Raw genomic sequence first — 11,256 nt, forward strand, 5'->3', positions numbered from 1 at the left:
CATGCCCGCGCCGGGCGCTCGTGCGGGGGTGCGGCTCAGGTGGTGCGGTTCAGGCGCTCTGGCGCTTGACGCCGGCGCGCTCGCCGGCCTTGCGGGTGGCCTGCACCTCGGTGTCGGCGCCCGCGGTGGACAGCTCGCCGCCGGCGGTCTCCAGGTGGGCGCGCACGAACCAGTGGTACTGCTCCAGCACACCGGTCTGGCTGGTGAGCAGGTCCTCGGTCACCGGGTCGATCTCGCCGGTCGCCTCGATGGCCGAGCGGTGGTCCTTGATGACGCCCGCGTACACGAGGTCCAGCGCGCCGAGGTGCTCGATGGCACCGGCGCGGCCGATGGAGTAGTCGTCCCAGTCGCGGTCGGCGACCAGCGCGGCGGGCGTGCCCACCGGCGAGGCGCCCAGGGTGGCGATGCGCTCGGCGACGGCGTCGGCCATCTCGCGCACGGCGTCCACCTGCGGGTCGAGCATCTGGTGCACGGCGATGAAGTGCGGCCCGACGACGTTCCAGTGCACGTGCTTGAGGGTCAGGTGCAGGTCGGTGAGGGCGTTGAGGCGGTTCTGCAGGATGGCCGCGACCTCGCCGCCCTGCTCGTTCGAGAGTCCGGGCACGGTGTAGAGGGGGTTCCCGGACGCCTTCAGCTTCTTGCTCTCCTTGGCCATGGCGCCACGGTAGGAGCCGGTGGTCCGCGGCGCCCGTCGAGATCCGCGAGCGCCGGGCATCTAGCCTGAGCGCGTGACCCGATCCCCCCAGCGCGTCTTCGCCGCCCGGCTGGCGGGCACGGCCGTGTTCGACCCGCAGGGCGACCAGGTGGGTCGGGTGCGCGACGTGGTGGCCGTGCTGCGCCCCCGCGGCCCGCACCGCGTCATCGGCGTGGTCGTGGAGGTCCCCGGCCGCCGCCGCGTCTTCGTGCCCATGACGCGCGTGACGAGCGTCGTCGACGGCCAGGTCCTGACCACGGGTCTGGTGAACATGCGCCGCTTCGAGCAGCGCGGCACCGAGACGCTGCTGCTGGCGGAGCTGCTGGACCGCACGGTGGAGCTGGCCGACGGCAGCGGGCAGGCCACCATCGAGGACCTCGGGCTGGAGCAGGTGCGCCCGCGCGACTGGCACCTGACGAAGCTGTTCGTGCGCCGCGGCGCCGCCCACCGGGGGCTGTCCGGCCGGCTGCGCCGGCGCGGGGAGACGATGACGGTGGGCGTGGGCGACGTGGTGGGCCTGACGGTCCCGGAGGCCGACCAGGGAGCGACGAACCTGCTGGCCGCCTTCGACGAGCTGCGCGCCACCGACCTGGCGGACGTCATCCACGAGCTGACGCCCAAGCGGCGCCGGGAGGTCGCCGCCGCCCTGGACGACGAGCGCCTGGCCGACGTGCTGGAGGAGCTGCCCGAGGACGACCGGGTGGAGATCCTCTCCGCGCTGGAGGGCGACCGCGCCGCGCACGTGCTGGAGGAGATGCAGCCGGACGACGCCGCGGACCTGCTCTCCGAGCTGCCCGCGGAGCAGGCCGAGCGGCTGCTGGCGCTGATGGAGCCGGACGACGCGGACCCGGTGCGCCGCCTGCTGGCCTACGACGAGCGCACCGCCGGCGGGCTGATGACCTCCGACCCGGTGGTGCTGGCGCCGGACGCGAGCGTGGCCGAGGCGCTGGCCATCGTGCGCCGGGTGGAGCTGTCCCCGCCGCTGGCGACGGCGGTGTACGTGTGCCGTCCGCCGCTGGAGACGCCCACGGGCCGCTACCTGGGCACCGCGCACCTGCAGCGGCTGCTGCGCGAGCCGCCGAACACCCCGCTGGGGCAGGTCATCGACAACGACGTGGTGCCGCTGGACCCGGAGGAGACGCTGCAGGGCGTCACCCGGCAGCTGGCCGCCTACAACCTCGTCTCGCTGCCGGTGGTGGACGAGGACGGGCACCTGCTGGGGGCGGTCACGGCCGACGACGTGCTGGACCACCTGCTGCCCGACGACTGGCGGGAGGCGGAGGAGGAGGTCTTCGAGGTGGGACGTGGCTGAGCGCTCCCCGCGCCGCGAGCGGCAGCGCGCCGAGGCCGTCGGCCTGGACACCCCCCGCGAGGCGCGCCGGCAGCTGCTGGTGCGCCCGCAGGTGGACCCGGACGCCTTCGGGCGGGCGAGCGAGGCGTTCGCCCGCTTCATGGGCACCGGCCGCTTCCTGGTGTACATGACGGCGTTCGTCGCGCTCTGGCTGGCGTGGAACACGTTCATGCCCGAGCAGGTGCAGTTCGACCCGCGCGAGCTGAACTACACGCTGCTGACGCTCATCCTGTCGCTGCAGGCGTCCTACGCGGCGCCGCTGATCCTGCTGGCGCAGAACCGCCAGGCCGACCGCGACCGCGTCCTGAACGAGCAGGACCGCGCGCGCGACGAGCGGGCCCTGGCGGACACGGAGTACCTCACCCGCGAGGTCGCGGCCCTGCGCATCGCGCTGCGGGACGTGGCCACCCGCGACTTCGTGCGCTCGGAGCTGCGCAGCGTCCTGGAGGAGCTGCGTGAGGAGGACGCCGAGCGCGAGGGCGGCGAGCAGCCCAAGCGCAAGGGCGGCAAGAAGCGCAAGCGAGCGGGCGAGGGCGGCTCCGGGGCGGCGAGCGCGCAGCCCGTCCCGGAGCCGGCTGCGGAGCCCGTCCCGGAGCAGGCGGTGGACACCCCCTCCAGCTGAGGCTCCGGCGTGCCGATGCACCACGCGTGACGACTCTCGACGACGCCCGCTCCGGTGCCGCCGCGCCCGTGGGGCAGACCCGCAGGCGCCTCGGCGACGTGCTCGTCGAGAAGGGCCTGCTGCTGCCGGAGGACCTCGACCACGCGCTGAACGAGCAGCGCAACGGCGAGGGACCGCGCCGGCGGCTGGGCCAGATCCTCGTGGACCTGGGCCTGGTCTCCGAGGCCGAGCTGGCGCTGTGCCTGGCGGACCTGCTGAGCCTGGAGCACGTGGACCTGTCGCGGGTGAACATCGCCCCCGACGTGGTGCGCCTGCTGCCGCGCGCGGTCGCCGAGCGCTGCCGCGTCCTGGTGCTGGACAAGACCCCCGACTACCTGCTGGTCGCGGCCGCGGACCCCACGAACGTGCTGGCGCTGGACGACGTCAAGCTGTACACGCGCACGCCCGAGCTGCACGTCGTCGTGGCGATGGACTCGCAGATCCGCGACCACCTGGCGCGCGCCTGGTCGCTGACCGAGGACACCTCGCAGGTGAACCGGATGGTCGAGGAGGCCTCCGACGACGACGAGGACGACTCCCTCGCCCAGCTCAGCGGCTCCGTCGACGACGACGCTCCCATCGTCAAGCTCGTCAACCGCATCCTGTCCGACGCGGTGCGGCTGCGCTGCTCCGACATCCACCTGGAGTCCCAGCGCGACCAGCTGCGGGTGCGCTTCCGCGTCGACGGCCTGCTGCGCGACGTGATGTCCGCGCCGAAGCGGGTGGCCCCGAGCGTCATCAGCCGCATCAAGATCATCTCCGGTCTGGACATCTCCGAGCGGCGCGTGCCGCAGGACGGCCGCACCCGCGTCACCGTCGACGGCGCCGCCATCGACTGCCGCGTCTCGACGCTGCCGTCCCTGCACGGGGAGAAGATCGTCATCCGCCTGCTCACCCGGGGCGACGACGTGCCCTCGCTGGAGTCGCTGGGCTTCGAGCCGGAGCAGCTGGAGGTGTTCACCAAGGCGCTGAGCGTGCCGCAGGGCCTGGTGCTCATCACCGGCCCCACCGGTTCCGGCAAGACGAACACCCTGTACGCGGCCATCCACGCGACGATGACGCCGGAGAAGAACATCATCACGCTGGAGGACCCCGTCGAGGTCCAGCTGCCCGGCATCACGCAGGTGCAGGTGAACGCGAAGGTCGGCATGACGTTCTCGGCCGGCCTGCGCTCGGTGCTGCGCCAGGACCCCGACATCGTCCTCATCGGTGAGGTCCGCGACGCCGAGACCGCGGAGCTGGCCCTGAAGGCGTCGATGACCGGTCACCTGGTGCTGACCACCCTGCACACCAACTCGGCCGTCGGCGCGCTGACCCGCCTGGTGGACATGGGGGCCGCGCCGTTCCTGGTGGCCAGCTCGCTGACCGCGGCGATCGCGCAGCGCCTGGTCCGCAGGCCCTGCGACTCCTGCGCCGACGGGTACATCCCCGAGGAGGACACGCTGGCGCTGCTGGGCTTGACGATCGAGGACATCCTCGACGCCACCCCGCTGCGCGGCACCGGCTGCCCCGACTGCGGCGGCACCGGTTACCGCGGGCGCACCGCCGTGTACGAGGTCCTCGACGTCACCCCCAGCGTGCGCAAGGTGCTCATGAGCACCCCCACGGAGTCGGCGCTGAGCGAGGAGGCGGCCCGCATCGGCATGAGCACGCTGCGGCAGTCGGCGCTGGTGAAGGCCATGCGCGGGGAGACCACGTTCGAGGAGGTCGTGCGCGTCACGGCCGGGTGAGCGCGGCGACCCGCGACGGGTGCCCGCGCGGGCGCGGACGTACCCTGACGGCGTGCTGCCCACCCCCGACGACGTCCGCACCGCGCTGTCCGCGGTGAACGACCCCGAGCTGCACCGGCCCATCACGGAGCTGGGCATGGTGGACCGCGTCGACGTCGGCGCCGACGCCGTCGTGGACGTGCGGGTGTTGCTGACCATCGCCGGCTGCCCGATGCGCGAGAAGCTGACCTCCGACGTCACCGCCGCCGTGCGCGGGGTGCCCGGGACCCGCGGGGTGCGGGTGCAGTTCGGGGAGATGACCCCCGAGCAGCGCTCCGCGCTCACGGTCAAGCTGCGCGGCACCACGCAGGCCGCCCCCACGATCCGCTTCAACGAGCCGGGCAGCCTCACCCGCGTGTACGCCGTGGCCTCCGGCAAGGGCGGGGTCGGCAAGTCCAGCGTCACCGTGAACCTGGCCGCGGCGATGGCCGCGGACGGCCTGCGGGTCGGGGTGGTGGACGCCGACGTGCACGGCTTCTCCGTGCCGCGCCTGCTGGGCGTCACCGGCCGCCCCACCAAGGTGGACTCGATGATCCTGCCGCCCACCGGGCACGGGGTGCGGGTCATCTCCATCGGCATGTTCGTGCCCGGCAACGAGCCGGTCGCCTGGCGCGGGCCCATGCTGCACCGCGCGCTGCAGCAGTTCGTCTCGGAGGTGTTCTGGGGCGACCTGGACGTGCTGCTGCTGGACCTGCCCCCGGGCACCGGCGACATCGCCATCAGCGTCGGCCAGCTGCTGCCGAGCGCGGAGGTGCTCGTGGTGACGACCCCGCAGGCCGCGGCCGCGGAGGTCGCCGAGCGCGCCGGCGCGGTGGCCGCGCAGACCTCCCAGCGGGTGGTGGGCGTGGTGGAGAACATGAGCTGGCTGCAGCTGCCGGACGGGCAGCGCGTGGAGGTGTTCGGCTCCGGCGGTGGGCAGCGGGTGGCGGCGTCCCTGACGGAGCGCCTGGGCGCGCCGGTGCCGCTGCTGGGGCAGGTGCCGATGGACGTGACGCTGCGCGAGGGCGGTGACGCGGGCCTGCCGGTGGTGCTGGGGGCCCCGGACTCCCCCGCCGCGCAGGTGCTGCGCGACCTGGCCCGCACCCTCGCCGCGCGCCCGCGCGGTCTGGCCGGCCGGCGCCTCGGCGTCAGCGTGGCCTGAGCGGCCGGTCCGCCCCGGTGCCCGGTCGGTGCCGGGGCGGCTCAGGGGCGGTGGATCAGGTGGCGTCCTCGTCGTAGGGCGCTGCCGCCGGGGCGGCGGTCCCCTTCTTCTGCAGGTCCACGCCGTTCGCGGTGGCGGCCCGCGGCGGGGTGGACCGGGGTGCGGAGGCCGCACGGGCACCGCTGTTCTTCTTCGGGGCCGGTTCGTCGTCCCACACGTCCGACAGGGCGTCGCGCACGATGCGCCGCGGGTCGTACTGGCGCGGGTCGAGCTTCTGCCAGTCGATGTCGTCGAACTCTGGCCCGAGCTCCTCGCGCATCTGCGCCTGAGCGCCCTTGGCGAAGCGGCGGACCGACTTCACCAGCTGGGCCAGCTGCTCCGCGTAGTGCGGCAGCCGTTCCGGGCCGAGGATGACCAGGGCCACGACGAGGAGGACGATCAGCTCGCCCCCGTTGATGCCGAACACGTGGGCGATCCTAACCGTCGGCTTCGAGCGTCACCGGCACCTCGAGGGTCTGCTCACCCCTGCGCACGGTGAGCGTCACCGTGTCGCCCGGCTGGCGGGCCCGGATGTCGACGATGAGCTCGGCGGGCTCGGTCACCGGGCGGCCGTCGACGGCCAGCACGACGTCGCCCGGCCGCAGCCCGGCCCGGTCGCCGGGGCCGCCGGCCTGCACGGCGCCGGGCTGGTCCAGGACGAGCACGCCTTCGCCGCGGTACTGGCTGTCCAGGGACACCCTGATCACCGGGTGGACCGCGCGCCCCGTGCGGATCAGCTGCTCGGCGGTGCGCCGGGCCTGCTCGGCGGGGATGGAGAAGCCCAGCCCGATGCTGCCGGCGGTGCCGCCGACCACGGGCACCGACGCGATGGCGGAGTTGACGCCGATCACCTCGCCGCGGGTGTTGAGCAGCGGGCCGCCGGAGTTGCCGGGGTTGATGGCGGCGTCGGTCTGGATCGCCTGGATGTACGAGGCCTCCGCGCCGTCCAGGCCGGCGGTGACCGGCCGGTTCAGCGCCGAGACGATGCCCTCGGTGACGGTGCCCTGCAGCCCCAGCGGTGCGCCGACGGCGACGACCCGGTCGCCGACGACGACGCTGCCGGAGTCGCCCATGGTCAGGGCGCGCAGGCCCGGGCGCTCCACCCGCACCACCGCCAGGTCGTAGGAGGTGTCGGAGCCGACGACCTCACCGGGCACCTGCACCCCGTCCTGGAAGACGACGGTGACGCCGCCGTCGGCGGCGCCGGCCACGACGTGGTCGTTGGTCAGCACGAACGCCGCGTCGCCGTCCACGCCGGTCCGCAGGACGAAGCCGGACCCGGTCCCGGCGCCGGCGCTGCTCTCCACCTGCAGGGCCACGACGCTGGGCAGGGCGGCGGCGGCGATGGCGGCCACGCTGCCCTCGGGCCGTTCCGCGCTGCCCGCGGCGGGCACCGGCAGGGTCACCGACGGGTAGGTGCGGGAGTCGTCCCAGCGCTCCTGCAGCAGCGACCCGGCGATGCCGCCGGCGACCGAGAGCAGCAGCACGGCGGACCCGGCGCCGAGCAGCCGGGCGGTGCGCCCGCGCTGCGGCGCCGCGGGGGGCGACCACGGCTGCCCCGCCTCGGGTGCGGGTGGCCACGCCGCCGGCCGCTCCGGGTCCCCGGACGGCGCCCCCCACGCGGAGGGGTGCGGCGAGGGGGCGGGCGGCGGAGCCGCCCACGGGTCGGCGGGCGGCGGGGCCGCCCACGGGTCGTGCAGCGCGTCGTGGGCAGCGCCGCCGGGGGCGTCGCGCGGGAGGTCGGGGGTGCCGTGCGGCGCGTCCCGGGGAGCGTCACCGCCGGGGTGACTCCAGCCCCCCGGCGCGGACGACCCGTTCACGGGGCCGTGACCTGCGGCGCCGCACCACCGGGGGCGGAGGACGGGGTGGCCGGCGCGCTCCCGGACGGTGCGACCGTGGGGGTCGGCGACGGGGGCGCGGGCGAGGTCGTGGGAGCGCTGGACGGCGTGGTGCGCAGCTCGGCCACCGGGGCGGGCGTGCTCGCGTGCGGCACGCCCAGCACGAGGAACCCGGCGATGCCCACGCCCAGCAGGGAGAAGGTGCCGGCCAGGGCCGCGGCCACGGGCCGCCTGCGCACCCGGCGGGCGCGGCGCGCGGCTGCGCGGGAGCCGGCGGGGCGGGCGGGCGCCGGGTGACCGGGGGGCGCCACGCCGACGGCGGGGCGCGCGGGCACGGCCATCGGGCGGTCCCGGGGCAGCAGGGGGCCGGCGGGGCCGCCGATGTCCAGCAGCCGCGCGATCAGGTCGTCCGAGGGCTCCGGCTCGGCCAGGGCGCGCAGCCGGGCGCGGACGAGGCGCTCGGCCTCCACGGCCTCGGCGCACTCGCAGCAGGAGCGCAGGTGCTCGTCGGCGCGCAGGGCCGCGTCGGGGGCGAGCCGCCCGTCGACGAGCGGGCTCACCCGCGCGCCGAGGTGCGGTCCGCTCACGGACGCTCCTCGCCGAGGCTCAGGCGGGGCGCCGTGGGCGCCGGGGGCCGCGGGGCGCGGTGCGCCAGCGCGGTGCGCAGCTGGGCGCGGCCGCGGTGGATGCGCGAGCGCACCGTGCCGAGCTTGACGCCCAGGGTGGCGGCGATCTCCTCGTAGGAGAGGCCCTCGATGTCGCACAGCACCACCACGGCGCGGAAGTCCGGCGGCAGCGAGTCCAGCGCGGCCTGCACGTCGTCGTCGAGGTTGCGGTGCTCGTAGGCGCGCTCGGGACCCACGTCGGTGCTGGGGAGCTTCTCCCCGGCGTCCTCGGCGAGCGCGTCGAAGCGGATGCGCTGCTTGCGCCGCACCTGGTCCAGGAAGAGGTTCGTGGTGATGCGGTGCAGCCACCCCTCGAACGTGCCGGGCTGGTAGCTGGACAGCGAGCGGAAGACCCGCACGAAGACCTCCTGGGTGAGGTCCTCGGCGTCGTGGCGGTTGCCGGTGAGCCGGTACGCCAGCCGGAAGACCCGGGCGGAGTGGTTGCGCACGACCTCGTCCCAGGTCGGCGGGACCCACGCCGAGACGGTGGCCGGTCCTGCGGCCGTCCGCTCGACGGCGGTGTCGCCGGGCGCCGCGGGGGCGCCACCTGGGTCGTCGGGCACGGGGTTCCTCCTGGCACGGGCGGGGAAGGGGACCGCGAACGGCACCGCCACTGCTCCCATCGTCCCCCACTCCCTCCGCCGGGGCCACTCCCGGACGTGTGATCCAGCCCATCGGGTCCACGAGGTCCAACGCCGGTCGCGGGCGGGCGGTTCCCGGGTCCCCCGATCGGCGGTCCCCGGGCCGTGAGCGGGTGGATGCACTAGGTTGCCGGAGTGCCTCCGCCCGCGAAGCAGCCAGCCAGCTGGGCCTACGCCGAGCAGTTCACCGTCGAGGACGAGGTGCTGCAGGACGCGCGCGCCCGGGCGGCCGAGCTGGGGTGCGAACCGGTCTCCCCGGGTGTCGCCGCGGCCCTGACCGTCCTGGCGGCCACGGCCCGCGCCCGCACGGCCGTCGAGGTCGGCACCGGCACGGGGGTCTCCACGGTGAGCCTGCTGCGCGGGATGGCCGCCGACGGCGTGCTGACCACCATCGACGTCGACGGGGAGCGGCAGCGCGCCGCGCGCGAGGCGGTGGCCGACGCGGACGTGCGCGGCAACCGCGCGCGCATGATCCCCGGCCGGGCGCTGGAGGTGCTGCCGCGGCTGACCGACGCCGCCTACGACCTCGTCCTGCTCGACGGCGACGAGCGCGAGTACTCCGCGTACCTGGAGCAGGCGCAGCGGCTGCTGCGCCCCGGCGGCCTGCTGGTGGTCGACGACGCGCTGTGGCACGGGCGGGTGGCCGACCCCGCCGCGCGCGACGCCTCCACCGTCGCGCTGCGCGAGGTGGGGCGCGCGATCGCGGAGGACGAGGGCTGGATCTCGGCGCTGCTGCCGGCGGGCGAGGGCCTGCTGCTCGCGGTCAAGCGCCCCTGACGCCAGGACGCCGCGCACACCGCCGGCACCGTCCTCAGCCGGCCAGCGACTCCAGCCACCGCAGCAGCAGCCGGGCGCCGAAGCCGGTGGCGCCGCGGCTCACCTCGTGCTCGGCGGCGTCCGCGCGACCGGGGCCGGCGATGTCCAGGTGGGCCCAGCGCCGTCCGCCCGTGAAGGGCTGCAGGAACTGCGCGGCGAGGATCGTGCCGGCCCCCGCACCGGGCGCGGAGGCGACCTGGCGGGCGTCGGCCACGTCCGAGCGCAGCAGCTCGGCGTACTCGGGCACCAGCGGCAGCCGCCACACCCGCTCCCCCGAGGCGTCCGCCGCGGCGCCGAGCTGCGCGGCGAGGTCGTCGTCGGTGGCGAAGAGGGCCGCGTGCCGCTTGCCGAGCGCCACGGAGGCGGCGCCGGTGAGGGTGGCCACGTCGACGAGCACGTCGGGGTCGAGGGCGGCGTGGGCGTGGGCGAGGGCGTCGCCGAGGACGAGGCGCCCCTCGGCGTCGGTGTTGTTGACCTCGGTGGTGCGACCGCCGTGGTGGCGCACCACGTCGCCGGGCCGGTAGGAGGCACCGCCGAACGCGTTCTCCGCCAGCGCCAGCAGCCCGGTGACGCGCACCGGCAGCTTCAGCCGGGCGGCAGCGGTGACGACGGCCAGCACGACGGCCGCACCGGTCATGTCGGTCTTCATCGAGACCATCGACTCGCGCGGCTTGAGCGCCAGGCCGCCGGTGTCGTAGGTGATGCCCTTGCCGGCGATCACCACGTGCGGGGCGCCGGCGGCGGCCCGGCCGCGCGGGCGGTGCCGCAGCTCCACCAGCGCCGGCGGGGACGGCGAGCCGGCGCCGACGGCGAGCAGGCCGCCGAAGCCCTCCCGGCGCAGCTGCGCCTCCTCGCGCACCTTCACGCTCACCCCGTGCTCGGCGGCGGCGGCGCGGGCCTGCGCCACCACCCAGGCGGGGTCCTTGAGGTTGGAGGGGGTGGCGGCGAGGTCGCGCGCCAGCGCGGTGGCCGCGGCCAGCGCCTCCCCGCGCGCCACCGCGGCGGCGGGCACGTCGCCGACGAGCAGGAGGCGCCGCGCGGCGGGCTCCTCGGCGGCCCGGCGCCCCGCGACCGGCGGGGTGTGCGAGGCGAGCAGGAAGCCCTCGACGACGGCGCGGACCCCGTCGGCGCCGGCGCCGTCGGCGAGCGTGGTGGCCACGTCGCCGCTGCCGCCGGCGGCGCGGGCGAGCGCCGCACCCGCGCGCCGCAGCGCGGACGGGGAGGAGTCGCCGACGCCGACGACGAGCAGGCGGCGCGGCGAGCCGTCGGGCGCGGGCACGGGCAGCCGGGCGGTGCGGCCGGCCTCGGTGGAGACGTCCTCGGCCGCGCACAGCGCCGCGAGGTCCACGCCGTAGCGCACCGCTGCGTCGGCGGCACCGGGGCGCGGCTCGACGGCCTCCTCACCCGGGGCCACGGGCACGGCCAGCACCTCGCAGCCGGTGAGGTCGGCGGCGGCCAGCGGGCCGGGCACCACGTGCACCGACGGCGGCGTCCAGCGCCGCAGCTCGGGCGGCGCGGAGCGCACGGTCTCGGGACGGGTGGGAGTGCTCACGGGGCGTCCTGCCTGCTGCTCGACGACGGAACCTGGGAGTGGCGCGGAGGTGGGGACGGCGCGGGGGGGGCACCGGCAGGTGCCCGCCC

Annotated in this window: 11 protein-coding genes; 5 read left to right on the top strand and 6 right to left on the bottom strand. The window is 76.2% G+C overall.

Annotation, left to right across the window (positions count from 1 at the left end; translation table 11 throughout):
- Positions 1-49: 49 nt before the first annotated feature.
- Complete coding sequence (locus tag V9U69_RS11305; RefSeq protein ID WP_337061916.1) at positions 50-655, bottom strand: Dps family protein; 606 nt, start codon at positions 653-655, stop codon at positions 50-52.
- Positions 656-728: 73 nt separating this feature from the next.
- Here V9U69_RS11305 and V9U69_RS11310 point away from each other — a divergent pair, with 73 nt between their 5' ends.
- From V9U69_RS11310 to V9U69_RS11325, 4 genes are read left to right on the top strand one after another with little or no spacing between them, the layout of a single operon-like run.
- The gene (locus V9U69_RS11310; RefSeq protein ID WP_337061917.1) at positions 729-2,006 is read left to right on the top strand and encodes a magnesium transporter MgtE N-terminal domain-containing protein; all 1,278 of its coding nucleotides are present in this window, start codon (positions 729-731) and stop codon (positions 2,004-2,006) included.
- The gene (locus tag V9U69_RS11315) at positions 1,999-2,667 is read left to right on the top strand and encodes a DUF1003 domain-containing protein (RefSeq protein WP_337061918.1); all 669 of its coding nucleotides are present in this window, start codon (positions 1,999-2,001) and stop codon (positions 2,665-2,667) included. Before V9U69_RS11310 ends, V9U69_RS11315 begins: the two co-directional genes overlap by 8 nt.
- Before the next feature lie 26 nt (positions 2,668-2,693).
- Positions 2,694-4,436 carry a GspE/PulE family protein gene (locus V9U69_RS11320; protein ID WP_337061919.1) on the top strand — a complete coding sequence of 581 codons (1,743 nt, stop codon included), beginning with the start codon at positions 2,694-2,696 and terminating at the stop codon, positions 4,434-4,436.
- 52 nt (positions 4,437-4,488) lie between these two features.
- Complete coding sequence (locus V9U69_RS11325) at positions 4,489-5,616, top strand: Mrp/NBP35 family ATP-binding protein (RefSeq protein WP_337061920.1); 1,128 nt, start codon at positions 4,489-4,491, stop codon at positions 5,614-5,616.
- Positions 5,617-5,671: 55 nt separating this feature from the next.
- Here V9U69_RS11325 and V9U69_RS11330 read toward each other — a convergent pair whose 3' ends face one another.
- From V9U69_RS11330 to sigE, 4 genes are read right to left on the bottom strand one after another with little or no spacing between them, the layout of a single operon-like run.
- Positions 5,672-6,082, bottom strand: a complete 411-nt coding sequence (locus V9U69_RS11330) for a twin-arginine translocase TatA/TatE family subunit (protein WP_337061921.1) — start codon at positions 6,080-6,082, stop codon at positions 5,672-5,674.
- A gap of 10 nt (positions 6,083-6,092) precedes the next feature.
- On the bottom strand, positions 6,093-7,475 hold the full coding sequence (locus V9U69_RS11335; RefSeq protein ID WP_337061922.1) for a S1C family serine protease: 1,383 nt from the start codon (positions 7,473-7,475) through the stop codon (positions 6,093-6,095).
- Complete coding sequence (locus V9U69_RS11340; RefSeq protein ID WP_337061923.1) at positions 7,472-8,080, bottom strand: anti-sigma factor family protein; 609 nt, start codon at positions 8,078-8,080, stop codon at positions 7,472-7,474. Before V9U69_RS11340 ends, V9U69_RS11335 begins: the two co-directional genes overlap by 4 nt.
- Positions 8,077-8,781, bottom strand: a complete 705-nt coding sequence (gene sigE / locus V9U69_RS11345; RefSeq protein WP_442907728.1) for an RNA polymerase sigma factor SigE — start codon at positions 8,779-8,781, stop codon at positions 8,077-8,079. The genes V9U69_RS11340 and sigE overlap by 4 nt, the downstream gene beginning before the upstream one ends.
- Positions 8,782-8,934: 153 nt before the next feature.
- Between sigE and V9U69_RS11350 the strand changes: the two genes are divergently transcribed.
- The gene (locus tag V9U69_RS11350) at positions 8,935-9,576 is read left to right on the top strand and encodes an O-methyltransferase (RefSeq protein ID WP_337061925.1); all 642 of its coding nucleotides are present in this window, start codon (positions 8,935-8,937) and stop codon (positions 9,574-9,576) included.
- Between the two features lie 34 nt (positions 9,577-9,610).
- On the opposite strand, the gene V9U69_RS11355 is transcribed toward V9U69_RS11350, so the two are convergent.
- Positions 9,611-11,167 carry a leucyl aminopeptidase family protein gene (locus V9U69_RS11355; protein WP_337061926.1) on the bottom strand — a complete coding sequence of 519 codons (1,557 nt, stop codon included), beginning with the start codon at positions 11,165-11,167 and terminating at the stop codon, positions 9,611-9,613.
- Positions 11,168-11,256 lie beyond the last annotated feature (89 nt).

The organism is Kineococcus sp. G2, from assembly GCF_037154035.1.
Classification (GTDB): domain Bacteria; phylum Actinomycetota; class Actinomycetes; order Actinomycetales; family Kineococcaceae; genus Kineococcus.

What these genes read in the sequence shown, in the direction of transcription:
- V9U69_RS11305 (WP_337061916.1), bottom strand. Translation starts at nt 655, where the DNA reads ATGGCCAAGGAGAGCAAGAAGCTGAAGGCGTCCGGGAACCCCCTCTAC.
- sigE (WP_442907728.1), bottom strand. Translation starts at nt 8,781, where the DNA reads ATGGGAGCAGTGGCGGTGCCGTTCGCGGTCCCCTTCCCCGCCCGTGCC.